The organism is Citrobacter sp. RHBSTW-00859 (assembly GCF_013729795.1).
Lineage (GTDB): Bacteria > Pseudomonadota > Gammaproteobacteria > Enterobacterales > Enterobacteriaceae > Citrobacter > Citrobacter braakii.
In genome coordinates this window covers 1,975,736-1,996,483 of sequence record NZ_CP056284.1, presented here as the reverse complement: position 1 = coordinate 1,996,483, position 20,748 = coordinate 1,975,736, and the positions used below count along the sequence as shown (strand labels likewise).

Below are 20,748 nucleotides of genomic sequence, written 5' to 3'. Positions count from 1 at the left end.
CATGGGCGACAGTATTCTTTCTCAGGCTGAAATCGACGCATTGCTTAATGGCGATAGCGAAACTAAAGACGAACCCATTTCCGGTATCGCAAAAGAAAGCGATATTCGTCCTTACGATCCCAACACCCAGCGCCGCGTGGTACGTGAGCGTTTACAGGCGCTGGAGATCATTAACGAACGCTTCGCGCGCCAGTTCCGTATGGGATTATTTAACCTGTTGCGCCGTAGCCCGGATATCACCGTGGGTGCGATCCGTATCCAGCCATACCACGAGTTTGCGCGCAACTTACCGGTTCCGACCAACCTGAACTTAATCCACCTGAAGCCGCTGCGCGGTACGGGTCTGGTGGTGTTCTCACCGAGTCTGGTATTTATCGCCGTCGATAACCTGTTCGGCGGTGATGGCCGCTTCCCGACGAAAGTGGAAGGCCGCGAATTTACCCATACCGAACAGCGCGTTATCAACCGCATGCTGAAGCTGGCGCTGGAAAGCTACAGCGACGCGTGGAAGGCCATCAATCCGCTGGAAGTGGAATACGTTCGTTCTGAGATGCAGGTGAAATTTACCAATATCACCACGTCTCCTAACGACATCGTGGTCAATACCCCATTCCACGTTGAAATTGGCAACCTGACCGGTGAATTTAACATCTGTCTGCCATTCAGCATGATTGAACCGTTGCGTGAGCTGCTGGTGAACCCGCCGCTGGAAAACTCGCGTAATGAAGATCAGAACTGGCGCAATAATCTGGTGCGTCAGGTTCAGCATTCTGAGCTGGAGCTGGTGGCAAACTTTGCTGACATTCCGCTGCGGCTATCCCAGATTTTAAAACTGAAACCCGGCGATGTACTGCCGATTGAAAAACCCGACCGCATTATTGCTCATGTGGACGGCGTGCCTGTACTGACCAGCCAGTATGGCACGGTGAACGGTCAGTATGCGTTACGCGTAGAACATCTGATAAACCCGATTTTGAATTCGCTGAATGAGGAACAGCCCAAATGAGTGATATGAATAATCCGTCCGATGAGAACACTGGTGCATTGGACGATCTGTGGGCTGACGCGTTAAACGAGCAAAAAACCACGCCCACCAAAAGTGCGGCCGATGCGGTATTCCAGCAGTTAGGTGGCGGCGACGTCAGCGGTGCCTTGCAGGACATCGACCTGATCATGGACATTCCGGTCAAACTGACCGTCGAATTGGGCCGAACCCGCATGACCATCAAAGAGCTGCTGCGTCTGACGCAGGGTTCGGTCGTCGCGTTGGATGGGCTGGCGGGCGAGCCGCTGGATATCCTGATCAACGGTTACCTGATTGCCCAGGGTGAAGTGGTGGTTGTCGCAGACAAATACGGCGTACGTATCACCGACATTATTACCCCATCTGAACGCATGCGCCGTCTGAGCCGTTAATCATGAATACCCAGGCTACAGTTTCTCAGCCAGCCGCCGTACCCGGCTCACCGCTGGTTCAGGTAAGCGGCGCGCTGCTTGGGATCATCGTATTGATCCTGGCTGCAGCCTGGGTGATTAAGCGTATGGGGTTTGCCCCCAAAAGCGCCGGTACGCGCGGACTGAAAGTTGCGGCAAGTACCTCACTGGGTCCACGTGAGCGTGTGGTGATTGTTGAGGTTGAAGATGCGCGCCTGGTACTGGGCGTCACGGCCTCGCAAATTAACGTGCTGCACACCCTGCCCCCGGCGCCTGCTGATACAGAAGAAAAACCGGCCTCCCCCGCGGATTTCCAGGCCATGATGAAGAGTTTGCTTAAGCGTCCCGGGAGATCCTGATGCGCCGTTTGTTATCCATCACGCTGGCAGGCTTATGGCTTTTCAGCCCAGTAGCCCTCGCTCAGCTCCCGGGTCTGGTTAGCCAGCCGCTGCCTGGCGGCGGACAAAGCTGGTCTTTGCCCGTGCAAACGCTGGTGTTTATCACCTCGCTGACGTTCCTGCCCGCCATTTTATTGATGATGACCAGCTTCACCCGCATCATCATCGTTTTCGGTCTGTTACGAAATGCGCTGGGAACCCCTTCGGCCCCCCCGAACCAGGTGCTACTGGGTCTGGCGCTATTTTTGACCTTTTTCATCATGTCGCCGGTAATCGACAAAATCTACGTCGACGCATATCAGCCGTTCAGCGAAGAGAAAATCTCTATGCAGGAAGCCATGGAGAAAGGCGCACAGCCGCTGCGCGAGTTTATGTTGCGCCAGACCCGTGAAGCCGATCTGGCACTCTTCGCGCGCTTAGCAAACAGCGGTCCCCTACAGGGACCAGAAGCCGTACCGATGCGGATTTTGCTTCCAGCCTATGTCACCAGCGAGCTGAAAACGGCATTCCAGATAGGCTTTACCATTTTTATTCCGTTTCTGATTATCGACCTGGTCATCGCCAGCGTGCTGATGGCGCTCGGGATGATGATGGTCCCCCCGGCCACGATCGCGCTACCGTTCAAGCTGATGCTGTTTGTGTTGGTAGACGGTTGGCAGTTGCTTGTCCGCTCGCTAGCTCAAAGCTTTTACAGTTAGAGGCGCGAAATGACACCTGAATCGGTCATGATGATGGGCACAGAGGCGATGAAAGTCGCCCTGGCCCTTGCCGCGCCTTTGCTGTTGGTCGCCCTCGTCACAGGTCTTATCATCAGTATTTTGCAGGCGGCGACCCAGATAAACGAAATGACGCTGTCCTTCATTCCCAAAATTGTCGCGGTTTTTATTGCCATCATTGTTGCCGGCCCGTGGATGCTTAACCTGCTGCTCGACTACGTGCGTACGCTGTTCAGCAATATCCCCTACATCATCGGGTAGATGACATTATGCTGCAGGTGACCAGCGTTGAGTGGCTCCACTGGCTGAATCTTTACTTCTGGCCTTTGCTGCGCATCCTGGCGCTCATCTCAACGGCTCCGATTCTCAGCGAGCGCGCGATCCCCAAACGAGTAAAACTGGGGCTGGGGTTAATGATAACCGTCGTTATCGCTCCGTCGATTCCCCCGGTAGACGTCCCTATTTTTTCTATCATGGCGCTATGGCAGGCAATGCAACAAATCCTGATCGGCATCGCTCTGGGCTTCACTATGCAGTTTGCGTTCGCGGCAGTACGTACCGCCGGGGAATTAATTGGTCTGCAAATGGGTCTCTCCTTCGCAACCTTCTTTGATCCCGGCAGCCGTCTGAATATGCCGGTACTGGCGAGACTGATCGACATGCTCGCCATGCTGTTATTCCTGACTTTTAACGGCCATTTGTGGCTTATTTCGCTGTTGGTGGATACATTTCATACCTTGCCAATCGGCGGCAATCCGGTGAACAGCAATGCGTTTCTCGCGCTGGCGCGGGCGGGTAGCCTGATTTTCCTCAACGGGCTAATGTTGGCCCTGCCGATAATGACGCTGCTACTCACCCTAAACCTCGCACTCGGTCTGTTGAATCGCATGGCTCCTCAGCTGTCGATTTTCGTCATCGGTTTTCCACTCACCCTCGCCGTGGGTATTTCATTAATGGCGGCCCTGATGCCATTAATTGCGCCATTCTGCGAGCGATTATTCAGCGAAATTTTTAATTTGTTGGCTGATATTGTCAGCGAAATGCCCGGAAAATAATAACCCTTAATTTTTATCCTGTTTTACTAAGGATTGTCCTAAATTTAAAAAGCGACAACATCCACCAGGATATCGCTGTCGCGGTTTATTTATTATTGACTCACTCACATAACGCAACATTTACTTTACTTTAAGATGTTTCCTGGCAAATTATACGCAACTTTACGGGATAGTAATTTCGCCTGAAAAACAGCGAAAGCGTCATCTTGGGTCGTTATTATTCCGTTTAGTTGTGATGAAAATAATCAGGTAAGGGGAATTATCGTTACGCATTGAGTGAGGGTATGCCATGTCAACGATTATTATGGATTTGTGCAGTTACACCCGGCTAGGGTTGACCGGATATCTGGTAAGTCGGGGGGTGAAGAAAAGGGAAATCAACAACATTTCCAACGTTGAGGAGCTCAGTCTCGCCTGTGTCTCTCAACAGCCCGCTGTGGTGTTTATTAATGAGGACTGCTTTATCCACGATCCTGCTAATAGCCAGCAAATAAAGCAAATCATTAATCAGCATCCCGGCACATTATTTATTGTGTTTATGGCAATTGCCAACGTGCATTTTGATGAGTATCTATTAGTAAGAAAAAATTTATTGATTAGTTCTAAGTCGATTAAACCAGATTCACTGGATGAACTCCTTGGCGATATTCTGAAAAAAGAAGTAGATTTTGTCATTGATGTGAATCTACCGACATTATCATTGAGCCGTACCGAGTCCAGCATGCTACGCATGTGGATGGAGGGTCAGGGAACAATACAGATATCCGACCAAATGAATATCAAGGCCAAGACCGTGTCATCCCATAAGGGGAATATAAAACGAAAGATAAAGACGCATAATAAGCAAGTTATCTATCACGTTGTGAGACTCACCGATAACGTTACCAATGGTATCTTTGTGAATACGCGCTAACACGTTCTGACTGGTGGCGAATCCACCAGTCAGGATCATGCAGCAAAACTCACCTTATTCTACTTTTTCCACGAAGATACCATCCTGATGACCTGACTCATTAAAGAACCAGATACCGAGCGGGTAGTCTTCCAGCGAAACCAGGTACATGGTGCCTTCACTAAACTCTTCGATAGCCAGTACCACGCCCGGTCGACGAGGACCGCCGTCCGTTTTGACTGTGACCCGATCATTCACCTTCATAGTTTTCCTCCTGTGGCTTTGTGCCAGTGTAGAACAATTTCCTTTTTCTGGCAGCGCCCGCCTCGCGCGATTGCGGGTTTTATCGACGGTCTATACTTAAGTTGTGCGTATCTGATGTTTGGATGCGCTCCCCCGGTATCCTTAACGGTTGAGAGGTATGAGGATGAAAACCGCGAAAGAGTACAGCGATACGGCCAAACGTGAAGTCAGCGTCGATGTGGACGCGCTACTGAAGGCAATCAACGAAATCTGCGAGAGTGAAATTCATCGCAGTCAGGATGACCCGGAACGCGTCAGCGTCGACGGACGTGATTACCACACGTGGCATGAACTGGCCGACGCGTTCGAGCTGGATATCCATGATTTTAGCGTGTCGGAGATCAATCGCTGACTGAGGGCGAAAAAAATCCCGGCCCTTATCGGGTCGGGATCAAGCTTGCTTATGCAAGAAGCACTTGAAAATTCGTTACACCAGGAAATCTGATGTGAAACAAACCTTATCTGCAATTTTTTTGCCTGACAAGTAAATAATTCTCACTAAAATGATAAATATAACTAATGATTGAAAGATCACCCGGTTACGCGCACCCCAGGTGTTCAGGCATCCTGGCAGAGTTTTCTTCGCTCGCCCGGCACCAGTTCATCTTCACGGAATGCTTCCCGTTTGACGCCAAAGCCGTCGTACCAGCGACACTCCACCATTCCGCTGGCATACCCGGTAACGATCATACGTGGGCCACCCTCTTTGGAGGTGACTTCCTCACTGACAGAAAAGACCATACCTGCCTCCTGTATCAAGAGAAACCTTTACACCTTAGACGACAAAGAAGGGTTTTGCGTAATCAACCCTGCGACAATTAGTGCGAAACTCCGCGCACTCTGGCGACACCTTTCACCAGCAGCACCACTATTGCGCCAATGATAAAACCGAGCACCAGATTCAGCAGGGTCGGAAGCATCAGCGCAATCAATGCACTTTGCTGTTGGGCAAAATGTTCAATCGCATGATGCAGCGGTGTTATTCCGTGCACCACAATTCCGCCGCCAACCAAAAACATCGCCAGCGTGCCGACCACGGAAAGTGTTTTCATAAGCCAGGGGGCAACGACCAGCAATCCTTTACCCAGCGACTGGGCCAGCGTACTGCGCTTTTCTGCCAACCAGTATCCGATATCATCGAGCTTAACGATAATCCCGACCAGGCCGTAGACCCCCACTGTCACCACTAACGCGATGCCAGATAACACCAACACCTGATTCAACAATGGCGCATCCGCTACAATCCCCAGCGTAATCGCGACAATCTCAGCAGATAAAATAAAGTCGGTACGTATCGCCCCTTTGATTTTGTCTTTCTCAAAGGTGAGTGGATCCTGCGCTGCCAAAGATGTCAGACGCTGCTGACGCTCTTCCGGGGTTTCTTTGTGCTTACGCGCTTCCAGGGTATGGAGAACTTTTTCTACACCTTCAAAACAGAGGAACGCCCCGCCTACCATTAATAAGGGGGTGATCGCCCAGGGAATGAAGGCGCTTATCAATAGCGCCAACGGCACAAGGATAACTTTGTTAACAAACGATCCTTTCGCTACGCTCCAGACCACCGGGAGTTCACGGTTCGCCCGCACACCCGACACCTGCTGCGCGTTAAGCGACAGATCATCGCCCAGCACACCCGCGGTTTTTTTCGCGGCCAGTTTTCCCATGACAGAGATATCATCCAGCAAAGTGGCGATATCATCGAGTAAGGTCAATAAGCTACTTCCTGCCAAAATTTTTACCCTCAATATTATTTTTTTGCAGTCATAAGTATGAAGTAAAACACGCAATGCTGAAACTGACCTTTCTGGTCAACAAATTTTTAACATCAGCACGTAATTATAAATCTCGCCAGCAAGATAGTTTTGACGTTTACTATGTTGCACCTTTTTATTTCCACCGTGAGGGATTATGCGTTTCAGGCAATTGCTACCGCTTTTCAGTGCGCTTTTCGCGCTGTACATCATTTGGGGTTCCACGTACTTCGTTATTCGCATTGGCGTTGAAAGCTGGCCGCCGTTGATGATGGCTGGCGTTCGTTTTCTCTCTGCGGGGATTTTATTAACAGCATTCTTACTTATCCGCGGACATAAGCTGCCGCCTCTGCGCGTGCTCCTGAACGCCGCGTTAATTGGTATCCTGCTGCTGGCTGTCGGTAACGGACTGGTCACCGTCGCAGAACATCAAAACGTGCCTTCCGGTATTGCCGCCGTGGTGGTCGCCACCGTTCCGCTGTTTACGCTGTGTTTTAGCCACTTTTTTGGCATCAAAACGCGCAAACTTGAATGGATGGGGATCGCAATTGGACTCGCGGGGATCATCATGCTGAACAGCGGTGGTAATTTGAGTGGTAATCCATGGGGAGCAATTTTAATCCTGATAGGTTCGATAAGCTGGGCGTTTGGCTCAGTGTACGGCTCGCGCATAACGTTACCCGTTGGCATGATGGCCGGAGCCATTGAAATGTTAGCCGCCGGTATTGTGCTGATGTGCGCCTCGCTGATTTCCGGGGAAAAGTTGACCACTATGCCGACGTTTTCAGGCTTTATGGCGGTCGCCTATCTGGCCGTGTTTGGTTCTATTATTGCCATCAACGCGTATATGTACTTGATCCGCAACGTCAGCCCGGCATTAGCCACCAGCTATGCCTACGTTAATCCGGTTGTCGCTGTACTGTTAGGTACCGGCCTGGGAGGTGAAAGTCTGGCGCCCATCGAATGGCTGGCGCTTGGCGTGATTGTATTTGCGGTGGTACTGGTCACACTCGGTAAATACCTATTTCCCGTTAAAGCGGACGCCGTTGCGACCCCGTCGGAAAAGACGTTACAGTAAATGGATACCGAGGGTGTCGATCTGCGCACTGTCGCCACCGCCGCAGATCCACTCGATGACGCGTTCGGACAACGCGTCCTCCCCCAGCTTTTCGCGCCCACGCAGGGCGCACTCCCAGACAATCAGTACGCGCCAGCCCAGAGCCTGCAATTTTTCACAATCCCGCGCGTCACGCTGAACATTTTTGCCTATTTTTTCCAGCCAGAACGCTGTTCGTGTGGTGGGGACTTTGAATAGATAGCAGTTGTGATGATGCCAGAAACAGCCGTGGGTAAAAATCACACAACGATAATCATCCACCACGAAATCGGGACGACCGGGTAACGTCGCATCCTGCACGCGAAACGTTACCCCCTCCTCTGCCAGTACGCTGGCAAGGCGTTTTTCAATTGCGGTATCGCGGGTTGCTATCGCCCGCATATTTTTACTGCGCGTCGCTTTATCGTGAACGTCTGCCATGCAGTTTCTCTTTCTCGCGAATAGCAACCGCCTGTTTGATTTTTGGCTCCAGCAGTCTGGCAACCGCCGCAAATGCCGGGACGACCACCGAATTACCAAACTGACGATAAGCCTGTGTGTCCGACACCGGGATCCTGAACTGATAGCCCTGAGGTGATTCAAATCCCATCAGGCGCGCGCACTCTCTGGGCGTCAGCCTGCGCGGACGGTATCGCTGATTGTGCGGATCATCAAAATCCTTTTCACCCTGCGCCATATCCCAACCGCGGTCGATCAAGATCTCCGCCCCATCTTTATAGTAACGCGCCGATAATGTGCGCGTTACGCAATCGGGATTGCTGGGATACACCATGCCATAGCCAAATCCATTGCCCCGCGCCTGATGCTTTTTTGCATAACGATACAGATATTTCCACAGCACCGGCGTGAGCACATATTTTGCATCGACGGTCGGCTCAAGTAGCTCCGCCAGCGTCGTACGCCGCTGAGGATAGCGGGAGACAATATCGCGCAACGTGAAGTCTGATTTCAGATTCAGATCGCGGCGAAAGCCGACGAGCACAATACGTTCGCGATGCTGAGGCAAAAAATGTTGCCCATCGATAATTTTCGGATCGTCCGGCCCGTTATCGTGTGCATCAGCCACGTCATAACCCAGCTCATCCAGCGTTTGCATAATGATGCGGAACGTTTTCCCCTGATCGTGACTCTTCAGGTTTTTGACGTTTTCGAGCACAAATATTGCCGGCCGACGCGCATCGATGATGCGCACCACGTCAAAAAAAAGTGTGCCTTGCGTATCGCAGGCGAAGCCATGAGCCCGCCCTAACGCGTTTTTCTTTGATACACCGGCCAGAGAGAATGGCTGACAAGGAAATCCCGCCAGCAGCACGTCATGCTGCGGAACATGCTGGCGGATATGTTCCGCCGCCTGCTGGTCGCTCACCCCATCATGATGACTGAGGGTGATATCGCGAATATCTTCATTAAAATGGTGCTGGTGAGGATCGCAGTAGTGATTCGCTTTGTAGGTGCGCACCGCATGCTTGTTCCACTCACTGGTAAACACGCACTGCCCGCCAATCGCCTCAAAGCCGCGACGAATGCCGCCAATACCGGCAAAAAGATCGATAAAGCGAAAAGCATAATGTGGATGATGCGCAGGCGGCCTCGGCAGCAAGTCGTTCAGATGAGCCAACTCACCGTCGCTGAGGCGATGCCACGTTTCATTGGCAACCACTCGCTTGAAGATGGCCGGACTCCAGCGGTTCTCGCCAACACCATTCAGATGAGCAACCAGCGTTTTCACGTCATATATTTCAAGCAACTTAGCCAAAATCACCTGTGCGGCGGCCTCGTTATCATCTGTCATCGGGTTCATGGAACCTGCTACTGAAAAATTATCCTGCATACATTTAACCGGCCGAAATGGATAGCTGACAGGTTAACATAATTTAGCGCGGTTGACGTTGCGGCTGTACTGGCGACTAACGCAACTTAAAGGGTTGAATCGCATCAAGATCCAGCATTTCATATTCTCCTTTTAACTCCGCACTCAGCTTCGCCATGTACGTCAGTAAGAAGTCAGCATTATGTTGCGCCAAATGCCGACCGTGTTCAGTTTGCATCGTCAGCGGCAGCGTCAACAATTTGGTCTGGAAGTGATCGAGTGCGTACTGTTTATCATCAAGGCTACGCTGTCGGGCAAACGGATCTTCCGCATCAAACAGCGCCACGCCTAACGTGCCGGACACGGCAAATACCCGTGCTAAACCAATTGCGCCCAACGCCTCAAGCCGGTCAGCATCCTGCACGATTTTGGCTTCAAGGGTTTCTGGTACGATTTTGGCGCTGAAACTGTGCGCCTCAATAGCATGGCACACGGCAGGTAATCGTTGTTGTGGGAAATCAGGAAAATCGCGCATCAAAACGCGACGCGTTTCCTGGGCTGCCAGTACCGACGAACGATGACGATCGGGATGATTCTTCGGCAAACTGACGAGATCGTGGAAGTAGCACGCCGCCAGCACCACCAGCCAGTCTACGGTCACATCCATGCTCAACTTTTGTGATGTCATCCAGACGCGACGAAAATGAAAGATGTCATGGGCAGCGTCGTGCCCGGAATGATTGTCACGTAACCAGGCTTCAAATTTCGACTGCCAGTACTGTAGTTCCATACTCTCGCTCTTCGCAGAAAGAAAACCACCTTAGCAACAATTCTCATGTCAGACTACCGTCGACGCTTTTTATCATCAATACATATTATTCACTTAATAAGCATCACTATAATGGATATATAAATCCATTATTCAAAACAAGCAGATCAATTATAATCCCGTATGCAAAATAAATAACAAATATCAATAATATACATTCAACAAGATAGAACAAAAGAAATCATAACTATATGATAAAAAATACATTTATATGGATAATATTAATTCAAACGTCATGCAGTTTTAATTATATAAAAGCAACAATGAAACATTTTGAAATATCTTAAATACATTTGTTACATGTTATATTTAAAATTAAATGAACTTCATAGATAGTATTCAAATGTAGTCTTTCAGATAGCGCTACATATTCATTTTAATTATTATATAAAGGGAATACATAATGAAAAGAAAAGTACTGGCACTGCTTCTCCCTGCCTTATTCGCTGCAAGCGCAGCAAATGCGGCTGAAATTTATAATAAGAACGGCAATAAAATTGATTTTTACGGCAAGATGGTAGGCGAACGCATCTGGTCGAATACGGATAGCAGTAACAGTGAAAATGCTGACACCTCTTACGCCCGTTTTGGGGTGAAAGGTGAAACCCAGATCAGCAACGAGTTGACAGGTTTTGGTCAGTTTGAACACAACCTCGACGCCAGCAATGCGGAAGGATCTCAGGGGCAAAAAACCCGTCTGGCCTTCGCGGGCCTGAAATATGCGGATTACGGCTCATTTGATTACGGTCGTAACTATGGCGTAGCCTACGATGCGGCAGCCTACACCGATATGCTGGTTGAATGGGGTGGCGATTCATGGGCTGCGACGGATAATTTCATGACCGGTCGTACCAACGGCGTGGCGACCTACCGCAACACAGACTTCTTCGGCATGGTTGAGGGTCTTAATTTCGCGCTGCAGTACCAGGGCAAAAATGACGATCACGCTGTCACTAAAGCAAATGGCGACGGCTACAGCATGTCGGTGGACTATAACGTGGATGGCTTTGGTGTCGTCGCGGTGTATGGTAAATCCGACCGTGCGGACAAACAATCCATCGATGGCTATGGCAGCAACGCTGAAGTCTGGTCTCTGGCAGCAAAATATGACGCCAACAGCGTTTATGCGGCAGCAATGTATGGCGAAACGCGTAATATGACCAGAACCGGAACCGGAACCGATCCGGTTTTTGCAAACAAAACGCAAAACGTTGAAGCAGTCGTTCAATATCAGTTCGACTTTGGTCTGCGTCCATCTCTGGGTTACGTTTACTCGCAGGGTAAAGACCTGGCCGGCGGTGTTAACGCTGACCGCGTGAATTACGTCGAACTCGGCACCTGGTACTACTTCAATAAAAATATGAACGTCTACACAGCGTATAAATTTAACCTGCTGGATAAAGAAGACGGCGCAATTACTGGCAACGCAGTTGATGATCAGTTTGCCATGGGTATTGTGTACCAGTTCTAATCTCCACAAACTCAAAAGCCCGCGCTGCGGGCTTTTTTTGTTCAACGAAGCGTATTTTTTATCACACGGGCATTACCACGATAAACTTGTGAGGATACTCAAAGAAAAAGACATCCATGAGAACTGTCGTTGAAAGCAAGGCGTGCAAGTGCTTGAAATGACGCGTGAAGACTATCTCGCCCTGCTCTCTGAAGAAGCTGAACGCGACATTCCATACGCTCCAGACCCATCGGACGTTTCAACGTGGCACCTGCCATCAAAGTTCTGCTGCTGAGTGAACGTGATGAACAACTGCACCTTGACCCTGTACTTTGGGGATACGCCCGAGGTGGTGGGATAAACCGCTGCTAATTAACGCACGGTCTGAAACAATGGCCGACAAAGGACTGGTAGATATTTACGACAGACAACCGTTGGTAGTGCTACCGGAAGCCGCGCGCGAATGGATGAGGCAGGATCTTGGAGGGAAAGAAGCAGCTGAAATTGCAGCTGACTGTGTCGTGCCGGCTGATAAATTTATATGGCATGCCGTAACACGTGCCGTCGGAAATGTGAAAAATCAGGGGGCAGATTAAATTAAGCCTGTTACTTAACCCGGAGCAGGTCTTCATCGCGGGTGGTATATCGGGGTGACTGCATCTCTCTTTTAATTGCCCACTGTTGCTGGGTACCCTGACCGGCGAAATAAAGCGCTCCCCTTACTTCCTTTGCATTCATATGATCCAAAATCTCCATCAGCTTCTCGCTCCCCCTTGACATGAAAGAAAAAGCCTGCCTTTGACTTGTCGGTATTTTTACTGTCAGGCATGTTGCAAAACCTCCCCTTATCAAATACATTATTTGTAACAATAGTACAACAAACATCACAAAGTGGTAGGTATAACACAATCTGAATTTCGTCATGAAAGAGAAGGTCCACAAGAAAAACTAAACTCCTTTATTAAGGCATAGACACAGATCAAAATATCGTAGCTAAGCGTAAGTTAAAGTTACAAAAATAATTCAACAAAACATAATGTTACTTAAAGGAAATTTATGATTAAATACATTATCGCCTTAAAATTCGTAATATTCGGGCGTTCACAAGAACTATTCTATTATTGGAAGAGTGAGATTATAAGGAGACCGTATTTTTCAATCATAAGATTACTACGCGAGAAGAAATTAAGACACAGAAACTTCCTTTTTTGGTGGCGCCTAGCCAATGAAATGTACAAAAATGGTGGGAAATACCAAAAAAGAGCAGCAATAAAGCTGAATAACAAGATAATTGAGAGATTTGGCTGTGAAATAGGATTGGGTGCAAATATAGGCAAAGGCTTATTGATCCCGCACCATTCAGGCATCGTTATTCACGGCTCTGTTGACATTGGGGATAATTTTATTATCAGACAAAACTGCGTAATAGGACAAATAGACAAGGATTGCAAATCTTTAAGGTTAACAATTGGTAATAATGTTGACATAGGTGCAAATACATGCATCATTGGTCTTTCTGTGAAAATTGGTGACAATGTCAAAATTGGTGCAATGTCATTTATTAAATCTAATATTCCATCTAACTGCACCTACGTCACAGAAAAAAATCACGAATTATAGTTTCCCCCTCCTCATAGAGGGGGTATTAATATTTGTTTAAACAAACGTTCAGATGTAATGACATTTTCTAAATTATGAGTGTTATTCACCAGCAACCCAGCTTTTGCTGAACTGGCTCCACGGACGCAGACTGATTACAGGTCGTATGAAAAAACCTGTCCCAGTGTTCGGGAATATGCGAGCAGATGACATTAAAATTGAGATGGTCAGGATCTATATGGATAAACGTGGCCAACGCAGTATGAACCAGGCAAACCAGGAATTCGGCGGGATATCGCGTGTTTTCTCATGGGGATATGAACGAGGGTATGTGAAAGGAAATCCGTACAAGGGAGTGCGCAAGTTCTCTTTAAAAGCCCGTGATGTGTACGTGACAGACGAAGAATATCAGGCAATTTATGAAGAAACTGCGCCAGCTCTTCGGGTTGGAATGGAAATGTCTTACTTATGTGCAGCTCGCGTATCGGATGTTCTTTCACTCAAATGGTCGCAAGTAAGCGAGGAAGGCATTTTTATTCAGCAAGGAAATACCGGGACTAAGCAAATAAAGGTCTGGACCGAACGGCTTCATAACACCATCGAACTTGCAAAGACTTTGGACGGACGGGAAACGGTCATCTGTAGCAGGAAAAAAACCAGATAGAAACTGCCGTGTACTTTTCATGATCTCAAAGCCAAGGGAATATCGGATTACGAAGGCTCGAGTAAGGACAAGCAACTATTCTCAGGTCACAAAACTGAAAGCCAGGTTGTGGTTTATGACAGAAAAGTGAAAATTTCTCCCACACTGGATCTTCCAGTATTGGGCAAATCAGAAGATGATGATGGCGAGTTTTATACCAAGTGAATATACCAACACTATACCAAGTGTGACATGAGTCGTTGAAAGGAATTGAGCTAAGTGTTTGAATAGTGGCGGAGAGAGGGGGATTTGAACCCCCGGTAGAGTTACCCCTACTCCGGTTTTCGAGACCGGTCCATTCAGCCGCTCTGGCATCTCTCCGTTTTGGCGGTTGCCATGATGCCAGGTAATTTGGCATTTTAACAGACCCAGTTCCGTCAATTTCGTTCAAGTGACGAGTTTGCGAGCAAAACGATGATTAAGTGGCCCTGGAAAGAACAAGAAGCAACCCGGAGTGACGATTGGCCGTGGGACGACGCCCTGGCTATTCCCCTTTTGGTGAATCTCACCGAGCAAGAACAAGCCAGACTTATTGCCCTGGCCGAGCGCTTTTTACAACAAAAAAGATTAGTCGCTCTTCAGGGGTTTGAGCTGGACCCGCTAAAAAGTGCGCGCATTGCTCTGCTATTCTGTTTACCTGTTCTGGAAATGGGGATTGAGTGGCTCGACGGGTTTCATGAAGTTCTCATCTACCCTGCCCCATTTGTCGTAGACGATGAATGGGAGGACGATATTGGGCTGGTGCATAATCAACGCGTGGTACAGTCCGGGCAGAGTTGGCAACAAGGCCCGATAATCCTCAACTGGCTTGATATTCAGGATTCCTTTGATGCCTCCGGCTTTAATCTGATCATCCATGAAGTGGCGCACAAGCTTGATATGCGTAATGGCGATCGTGCCAGCGGTATTCCGGCGATTCCCCTGCGCGATATCGCCGGTTGGGAACACGACCTGCATGCTGCAATGAACAATATTCAGGATGAGATCGATCTGGTTGGAGAAACTGCGTGCAGTATAGATGCCTACGCAGCGACCGATCCTGCTGAATGCTTTGCCGTGCTATCCGAGTATTTTTTCAGTGCTCCTGAATTATTTGCTCCGCGTTTTCCTGCCTTATGGCAGCGTTTCATCCAGTTTTATCGCCAGAACCCCATGGAGCGGTTACGAGATACCCGGGGAGACGACGATTATCGCTCACCAAACACGCATTAACACTGAATTTGAAGATTAATTAACCAATTGAAATGACGCGCTAATTTTACTGTTGACACCTCATGATGAGGTCAGTAATATGCGCCTCGTTCACACGATTCCTCTGTAGTTCAGTCGGTAGAACGGCGGACTGTTAATCCGTATGTCACTGGTTCGAGTCCAGTCAGAGGAGCCAAATTTAAGAAGCCCGCTTAAGGAAACTTAAGCGGGCTTTTTGCTTTTCATGTCTGTGTAAAAGCTGCCTCTATAAGCGCTCAGTCTGCCATAACTCCCCATTCCATGCCGCATCACATCGTTGATTAAAGTTGTGTAAATGTAAATCGTTTAAACTTTGCAATTATTGTAAGTGCTAGTGATTATCATTTATTGTACGCGAGCCAAAAGAACGAGCCCCGACTCGGTTCACTGTATGTTCCAATTACTCTGGGATAAAAACGATGAATGCTCTGACTCGCACCGGATTGCGCCGTATCACGCTTGCCTCTGCCCTCCTCTTCTCTGTCAGCCTGCCGGCTTTCGCTCAGGAAACGTTAACGCTTTACACCACCCGTGAACCGGGCCTGATCCAGCCTTTACTTGATAGCTGGACTAAAACCAGAGGTATCAAAGTAAGTACGGTCTATATCAAAGACGGTATGCTTGAGCGTGTTAAGGCTGAAGGCAAAAACTCCCCTGCCGACCTGCTGATGACCGTCGATGCCGGAAATCTCATCGATTTGGTTGAAGCCGGCGTCACCCAGCCGGTAGAGTCAGAAGCGCTGAAAGCCGCCATTCCGGCGAATCTGCGCGGTGCGGATAATCAGTGGTTTGCGCTTTCAATGCGCGCCCGCGTACTGTATGCCGAGAAGTCGCTGCCAATCGATAACTGGCATTACGAACAGCTCGCCAGCCCAGAATACAAAGGTAAAGTTTGTATTCGTTCCGGTCAGCACCCCTACAACACGGCGCTGATCGCCGCGATGATTGCCCATCATGGTGAAGCCAAAACCGAAGAATGGCTGCGCGGCGTGAAGGCTAACCTGGCGCGTAAAGCCACCGGCGGCGATCGCGATGTTGCCCGCGATATCCTCGGTGGAATTTGTGATATCGGCCTGGCAAACTCCTATTATGTCGGCCATATGAAAAACGCCAAAGAAGGCAGCGATGCTCGTCAGTGGGGCGATGCCATTAAAGTCGTTAAACCAACCTTTGAAAATGGCGGTACGCACGTCAACATCAGCGGCGCTGCCGTTGCCCGCTATGCGCCAAATAAAGCCGATGCCGTTAAGCTGATGGAATATCTGGTTTCCGCGCCTGCCCAGCAGCAGTATGCGAAAGCGAACTTCGAATATCCGGTACTGAAAGGCGTAACGCTTGACCCGGTCATTAGCGCCACAATCGGTGAAATCGACGTCGATAAAACACCGCTCACAGAGATCGTGAAGTATCGTAAACAAGCTAGCCTGCTGGTAGATAAAGTTGGATTCGATCAATAAATCGCTGCAGTTTCCGACGTTACGCGGCCTGGTTTCCGGGCCGCAGTCATTATTAACGCCGTTGCATCTTGGCGCGTTGTGCGTCGCGCTTGGCGTCCTGACCCCCATCGTTGCGCTGATCTGGCAGGCCACCCAGGCTGATTTATCCCACTGGGATAATCTTATGACATATGTACTGCCTTCAGCGCTAAAAAACACCGTGCTGTTGCTAGCGGGTGTCGCGATAATGGTTGGCGTTATTGGCGTAGGCAGCGCATGGGCGGTAACGGCATGGGATTTCCCTGGGCGAAAAATTCTCAGTTGGGCGCTGCTGTTGCCGCTGGCAATGCCTACCTACATCGTTGCCTTTGCATGGCTCGATCTGCTGCATCCGATTGGCCCCCTGCAAACCTTTATCCGTTTCATACTGGGCTTTGACAGCCCGCGACAGTTCCGCCTGCCCGATTTACGTTCCCTTTCCGGCGCAATAATCTTGCTCGGATTAGTACTTTATCCTTACGTGTACCTGACAACCCGCGCCATGTTTATCAGCCAGCCGGCCCATCTGTTGGAAGCTGCACGTACGCTGGGTTGCAGCGCAACCGGGACTTTTTTTCGTGTTGCTCTCCCCATGGCTCGCCCGGCACTGGCCGTCGGGATCAGTCTGGCGCTGCTGGAGACGCTTAACGATATTGGCGCGTCGGAATTTCTCGGGGTACAAACGTTAACCGTTACCGTATACACCACGTGGATCTCTCGCTCTGATTTATCTGCCGCAGCGCAAATCGCCTGCATGATGCTGATGTTTATATTCTTTATTCTGACGCTGGAATTTTATGGCCGCAGAAAACAGGGATTCAGCAGCCGTAGCCTGCGGGAAATTCAACCCACCCGCGTGCAAGGCTGGCGTGGCTGGCTACTCGGTGTCGTTATTACGCTGCCGGTTGTGCTGGGCTTTCTGGCCCCGGTGCTGTTTTTAATCTGGGAAAGCGCCAAACGTATAGGTGACGAGAGCCCTATATCCTCCTCGTTACTGTCTGCATTACAAAATACGTTATCACTGGCCGCGGGAACCACGTTGGTGGTGGTTTGCGTCAGTATGTTGGTGGCCTGGAGCGCGCGGCATAGCGCCGCAGACAACGCGATGCCAGGATTTCGCCGTGGTGTAATGCGTCTGGCTTCTTTAGGCTACGCGGTTCCCGGTACAATTCTGGCGATTGGTTTTTTAACCCCCGCCATGGCAGTCGACCGCTGGCTGGCAGATTTACTGGATGTTCGCGGCCTGCCGCTGATGTCTGCCGGGATCCTGCTGGTAATTTGTTGTGCCATGCGTTTCCAGGCGATTGCTATCGGCGCACTGGATTCCGGCCTGGGCCGCATTCCGCCTTCGCTGGAGCAGGCTTCTCGTCTGTTGGGTGAGAATGGTGCGGGCACATTTGCACGGGTTCATTTCCCATTGCTGCGCCCGGCGTTAGTGAGTAGCGCCCTGCTGGTTTTTGCCGATGCCATGAAAGAACTGCCAACAACGTTGCTGTTGCGCCCGGTAAACTTCGAAACGCTGGCAACGTTGCTGTATGCAGAAGCCGCCCGTGGAACCTATGAAGAAGGTGCTATCGCCGCGCTAATGATTGTTTTAGCTGGCACGCTACCGGTTATTTTGTTGGTGCGTCACCAGATGACTCGCCGTGGTTAAGAGAGTAACAATGTCAGAAATTGCATTACGACTCCAGGATGTGCATGTTGCCTACGGCAACAGCCAGCAATCGGTGCTGAGCGGGTTTTCAATGTCGGTACGTAAAGGAGAGATCGCTTGTTTACTGGGCGCTTCAGGTTGCGGAAAAACCACAGTGTTACGCGCAGTTGCCGGATTTGAACGGCTGCGAAGCGGAGAGATCTATGTGTCGCAGCGCCGCGTTGCCGGTTCCGGTGTTCATCTGCCGCCGGAAAAACGGCATGTCGGCATGGTCTTTCAGGAATATGCGTTATTCCCTCACCTGACGGCGCAACAAAACGTGGCCTTTGGGTTACGACGTATGCCGCGTGAGCAGCAGCAGGTCCGGGTGGCGGAACTGTTAAAAATGGTGGAGTTGCACAGTCATGCCGACCGTTATCCGCATGAACTGTCCGGCGGTCAACAGCAGCGTATCGCTCTTGCGCGCGCGCTGGCGCCGCATCCGGAAATCCTGCTGCTCGATGAGCCTTTCTCCAGCCTTGATAAGCGCACGCGTGAGCGTCTTGGCAACGAGGTGCGGGATATTTTGCGTGCCGCCGGGCAAACGGCACTGCTGGTTACACACAGCGAACACGAGGCGCAGCTAATGGCAGACCATATTGGCGTGGTAAAAATGGGACAATATCAAATTAAAAAAGCGACCCACCCAGACTAAAGGTCACAGGGTCGCCTTGAAAATTAGTAATGGGTCTGAATCAGTCTGATATTCACCGGCATACCGGAGCGTCTTTCCAGTGCCTGATTTCCGCGACTCATATCCACGTCATTCCCGCTGATGAAGGTGCGCAGCGCGGGGGTGACTGGCAAGGGAACTTTTCTGTCAGACTCGTATTCCGACCGGTTTCGTGACAGTGGTTCATGCACTTCCACCCAGCGACTACCGTCCGGCTCTACGCTGTATTTCACCGGTCGGTCTATCAGTTGCACACGCGTCCCTACCGGTACGGTATCAAACAGATATTTAATGTCGTCATTACGCAAACGGATACACCCCTGACTTACCCGCAGACCAATACCGAAATTCGCATTTGTGCCATGAATGGCATAAAGCCTGCCGATATAAATCGCATACAGTCCCATCGGGTTATCTGGCCCGGCAGGAACAAACGCCGGCAGGCTTTCCCCACGCGCTGCGTATTCGCGCCGGGTATTCGGCGTAGGCGTCCAGCTTGGTGCTTCCTGCTTACGTTCTACCGCCGTGACCCAGTTACGCGGCGTTTCTCTGCCCGCCTGGCCAATGCCAATGGGTAAAACCTCAACCGTATTGCTGCCAGCGGGATAATAGTAAAGGCGCATTTCTGCGACGTTGATTACGATCCCCTCGCGTACAGTATCCGGTAATATCAGTTGCTGTGGCACAACCAGCGTAGAGCCAGACTTAGGCAGAAAAACATCCACGCCGGGATTGGCCTCCAGCATATTGCTCAACCCCTGTCCGTACTGCGCGGCAAAAGCTTCCAACGGCTGAGTGTTTCCTGAAGGTACCGTAATGGTCAAAGGGCTCCCCACCAGGCGACTGCCTTCAGGCGGGAGCGGATAACTCACCGCCTGCGCGCTCTGACTCACGAGCAGCATAATGAGTGAACAAAGCAGTTTTACACGACGCATCTTTTTCCTTTCCTTCGCCGCAGCAGATATCCGTTAATTATAGCTTTTATTATCTGTTTTAGTGGGTTACGACTAAAATCCGCATAAAAAAGCCGCCTGAAGCTAATGCAGTTCAGTTAACGCCTCTGTATCAGAAAGCATCACCTGTGTTGGCAGAAGTTATGAATATGCTATCTCACGGTAAGGGTTCCGTTCACCTCATGTGCATCGTTTCTCTGAAACACCGATTCCTGTGAACGTGTAAAGGGCGTTCTCCGCCACGCCCTTTACAATCCCGGCTCCCGGCGGGAAAATTGCCGCTCCGCGGTCCCCTCCGTTTATTCCTCCAGGCTACCGGGCCGGCCCACACCTGACCCCCTGCGTTTTTTATCTGAACAGCAAAACAGAGTTAACTGGAAGTCAGTGCGTTGCAGCGATGACCCCGGTCCGGCTGAAAATCGATGAGGCGTTGACGGCTGACCGGGTCTGCCCGCAGGGATGCGGGCAGAGGGGACGGCCTGCAGGGACGCAGGCCCGGCCCCGACCCGACAGGCAGACGGCATAAGACGAATGAATCGCGCAGCGACGATTTTCCCGCCGGGAGCCTGGGTTGCAAGGGAGGCGGCGGTGAGCCTCCCTTGCACGTTCACGGGTATCTGCGCTTCAGAGAATTGCTACTGCCGAGGTGAACGGAACCCTTAGCAAG

At 50.3% G+C, this 20,748-nt stretch carries 23 protein-coding genes, 2 tRNA genes and 3 pseudogenes; 18 read left to right on the top strand and 10 right to left on the bottom strand.

Going from position 1 to position 20,748, the window contains the following annotated elements:
* The first annotated feature begins 1 nt into the window (after position 1).
* The 7 genes from fliM to rcsA all read left to right on the top strand — a co-directional run bounded on the left by fliM (position 2) and on the right by rcsA (position 4,516).
* Positions 2–1,006 (top strand): flagellar motor switch protein FliM, encoded by a 1,005-nt coding sequence (gene fliM / locus HV302_RS09835; protein ID WP_003030434.1) that lies wholly within the window; start codon positions 2–4, stop codon positions 1,004–1,006.
* Entirely contained in the window at positions 1,003–1,416 is a 414-nt protein-coding gene (gene fliN, locus HV302_RS09830; RefSeq protein WP_003030433.1) for a flagellar motor switch protein FliN, read from the top strand. The genes fliM and fliN overlap by 4 nt, the downstream gene beginning before the upstream one ends.
* Positions 1,416–1,793: a flagellar biosynthetic protein FliO gene (fliO, locus tag HV302_RS09825; protein WP_103847937.1), complete on the top strand. Its 378-nt coding sequence runs from the start codon at positions 1,416–1,418 to the stop codon at positions 1,791–1,793. The genes fliN and fliO overlap by 1 nt, the downstream gene beginning before the upstream one ends.
* On the top strand, positions 1,793–2,530 hold the full coding sequence (gene fliP / locus HV302_RS09820; RefSeq protein ID WP_181627271.1) for a flagellar type III secretion system pore protein FliP: 738 nt from the start codon (positions 1,793–1,795) through the stop codon (positions 2,528–2,530). The genes fliO and fliP overlap by 1 nt, the downstream gene beginning before the upstream one ends.
* Before the next feature lie 9 nt (positions 2,531–2,539).
* Positions 2,540–2,809, top strand: coding sequence for a flagellar biosynthesis protein FliQ (gene fliQ, locus HV302_RS09815; RefSeq protein WP_003030425.1), 270 nt, complete (start codon positions 2,540–2,542; stop codon positions 2,807–2,809).
* 8 nt (positions 2,810–2,817) lie between these two features.
* Entirely contained in the window at positions 2,818–3,603 is a 786-nt protein-coding gene (gene fliR / locus HV302_RS09810) for a flagellar biosynthetic protein FliR (RefSeq protein ID WP_181627270.1), read from the top strand.
* 289 nt (positions 3,604–3,892) lie between these two features.
* Positions 3,893–4,516: a transcriptional regulator RcsA gene (gene rcsA, locus HV302_RS09805; RefSeq protein WP_016153497.1), complete on the top strand. Its 624-nt coding sequence runs from the start codon at positions 3,893–3,895 to the stop codon at positions 4,514–4,516.
* A 54-nt stretch (positions 4,517–4,570) separates the two neighbouring features.
* Here rcsA and dsrB read toward each other — a convergent pair whose 3' ends face one another.
* A complete protein-coding gene (dsrB, locus tag HV302_RS09800; protein WP_003030419.1) occupies positions 4,571–4,759 on the bottom strand; it encodes a protein DsrB in 189 nt (62 codons plus the stop codon).
* Positions 4,760–4,922: 163 nt separating this feature from the next.
* Between dsrB and yodD the strand changes: the two genes are divergently transcribed.
* Positions 4,923–5,150: a YodD family peroxide/acid resistance protein gene (gene yodD, locus HV302_RS09795; protein ID WP_003030417.1), complete on the top strand. Its 228-nt coding sequence runs from the start codon at positions 4,923–4,925 to the stop codon at positions 5,148–5,150.
* A gap of 206 nt (positions 5,151–5,356) precedes the next feature.
* Here yodD and HV302_RS09790 read toward each other — a convergent pair whose 3' ends face one another.
* Both HV302_RS09790 and HV302_RS09785 read right to left on the bottom strand, forming a co-directional pair.
* A complete protein-coding gene (locus HV302_RS09790) occupies positions 5,357–5,539 on the bottom strand; it encodes a YodC family protein (protein WP_016153498.1) in 183 nt (60 codons plus the stop codon).
* A gap of 77 nt (positions 5,540–5,616) precedes the next feature.
* Entirely contained in the window at positions 5,617–6,528 is a 912-nt protein-coding gene (locus HV302_RS09785; protein WP_016156847.1) for a DUF808 domain-containing protein, read from the bottom strand.
* A gap of 178 nt (positions 6,529–6,706) precedes the next feature.
* Here HV302_RS09785 and yedA point away from each other — a divergent pair, with 178 nt between their 5' ends.
* The gene (yedA, locus tag HV302_RS09780) at positions 6,707–7,627 is read left to right on the top strand and encodes a drug/metabolite exporter YedA (RefSeq protein WP_047502067.1); all 921 of its coding nucleotides are present in this window, start codon (positions 6,707–6,709) and stop codon (positions 7,625–7,627) included.
* Here the strand turns inward: yedA and HV302_RS09775 are convergent.
* The 3 genes from HV302_RS09775 to HV302_RS09765 form a co-directional block, all read right to left on the bottom strand.
* The gene (locus HV302_RS09775; protein ID WP_181627269.1) at positions 7,619–8,086 is read right to left on the bottom strand and encodes a very short patch repair endonuclease; all 468 of its coding nucleotides are present in this window, start codon (positions 8,084–8,086) and stop codon (positions 7,619–7,621) included. The two genes, yedA and HV302_RS09775, sit on opposite strands and share 9 nt — an antisense overlap.
* On the bottom strand, positions 8,067–9,497 hold the full coding sequence (locus tag HV302_RS09770) for a DNA cytosine methyltransferase (RefSeq protein ID WP_153646351.1): 1,431 nt from the start codon (positions 9,495–9,497) through the stop codon (positions 8,067–8,069). The genes HV302_RS09775 and HV302_RS09770 overlap by 20 nt, the downstream gene beginning before the upstream one ends.
* 76 nt (positions 9,498–9,573) lie before the next feature.
* Positions 9,574–10,266, bottom strand: coding sequence for a phosphohydrolase (locus tag HV302_RS09765; RefSeq protein WP_019077081.1), 693 nt, complete (start codon positions 10,264–10,266; stop codon positions 9,574–9,576).
* A 442-nt stretch (positions 10,267–10,708) separates the two neighbouring features.
* Here HV302_RS09765 and HV302_RS09760 point away from each other — a divergent pair, with 442 nt between their 5' ends.
* A complete protein-coding gene (locus tag HV302_RS09760) occupies positions 10,709–11,776 on the top strand; it encodes a porin (RefSeq protein WP_181627268.1) in 1,068 nt (355 codons plus the stop codon).
* A gap of 157 nt (positions 11,777–11,933) precedes the next feature.
* Positions 11,934–12,351, top strand: a pseudogene (locus HV302_RS09755) (SOS response-associated peptidase family protein).
* A gap of 10 nt (positions 12,352–12,361) precedes the next feature.
* Here HV302_RS09755 and HV302_RS09750 read toward each other — a convergent pair.
* Positions 12,362–12,526 (bottom strand): annotated as a pseudogene (locus HV302_RS09750) (DUF4113 domain-containing protein); the annotation flags it as partial.
* Between the two features lie 285 nt (positions 12,527–12,811).
* Between HV302_RS09750 and HV302_RS09745 the strand changes: the two are divergent.
* Positions 12,812–13,375 (top strand): serine acetyltransferase, encoded by a 564-nt coding sequence (locus tag HV302_RS09745; protein ID WP_181627267.1) that lies wholly within the window; start codon positions 12,812–12,814, stop codon positions 13,373–13,375.
* A 57-nt stretch (positions 13,376–13,432) separates the two neighbouring features.
* Positions 13,433–14,222, top strand: a pseudogene (locus tag HV302_RS28235) (tyrosine-type recombinase/integrase).
* Positions 14,223–14,288: 66 nt separating this feature from the next.
* Here the strand turns inward: HV302_RS28235 and HV302_RS09735 are convergent.
* A tRNA-Ser gene (locus HV302_RS09735) sits at positions 14,289–14,378 on the bottom strand.
* Between the two features lie 93 nt (positions 14,379–14,471).
* On the opposite strand from HV302_RS09735, the gene mtfA reads away from it, so the two are divergent.
* From mtfA to HV302_RS09710, 5 genes are all read left to right on the top strand, one after another.
* Positions 14,472–15,269 carry a DgsA anti-repressor MtfA gene (gene mtfA / locus HV302_RS09730; protein WP_047357950.1) on the top strand — a complete coding sequence of 266 codons (798 nt, stop codon included), beginning with the start codon at positions 14,472–14,474 and terminating at the stop codon, positions 15,267–15,269.
* Between the two features lie 99 nt (positions 15,270–15,368).
* Positions 15,369–15,444, top strand: a tRNA-Asn gene (locus HV302_RS09725).
* 262 nt (positions 15,445–15,706) lie between these two features.
* Positions 15,707–16,744 (top strand): extracellular solute-binding protein, encoded by a 1,038-nt coding sequence (locus HV302_RS09720; RefSeq protein WP_181627266.1) that lies wholly within the window; start codon positions 15,707–15,709, stop codon positions 16,742–16,744.
* Positions 16,728–18,416 carry an ABC transporter permease gene (locus tag HV302_RS09715; RefSeq protein WP_181627265.1) on the top strand — a complete coding sequence of 563 codons (1,689 nt, stop codon included), beginning with the start codon at positions 16,728–16,730 and terminating at the stop codon, positions 18,414–18,416. The genes HV302_RS09720 and HV302_RS09715 overlap by 17 nt, the downstream gene beginning before the upstream one ends.
* A 10-nt stretch (positions 18,417–18,426) precedes the next feature.
* Positions 18,427–19,110 (top strand): ABC transporter ATP-binding protein, encoded by a 684-nt coding sequence (locus HV302_RS09710; protein ID WP_181627264.1) that lies wholly within the window; start codon positions 18,427–18,429, stop codon positions 19,108–19,110.
* 23 nt (positions 19,111–19,133) lie between these two features.
* On the opposite strand, the gene ldtA is transcribed toward HV302_RS09710, so the two are convergent.
* Positions 19,134–20,063: a L,D-transpeptidase gene (gene ldtA, locus HV302_RS09705; protein WP_181627263.1), complete on the bottom strand. Its 930-nt coding sequence runs from the start codon at positions 20,061–20,063 to the stop codon at positions 19,134–19,136.
* A 317-nt stretch (positions 20,064–20,380) separates the two neighbouring features.
* Positions 20,381–20,692, bottom strand: a complete 312-nt coding sequence (locus HV302_RS28230) for a hypothetical protein (RefSeq protein ID WP_326928813.1) — start codon at positions 20,690–20,692, stop codon at positions 20,381–20,383.
* Between the last annotated feature and the right edge of the window lie 56 nt (positions 20,693–20,748).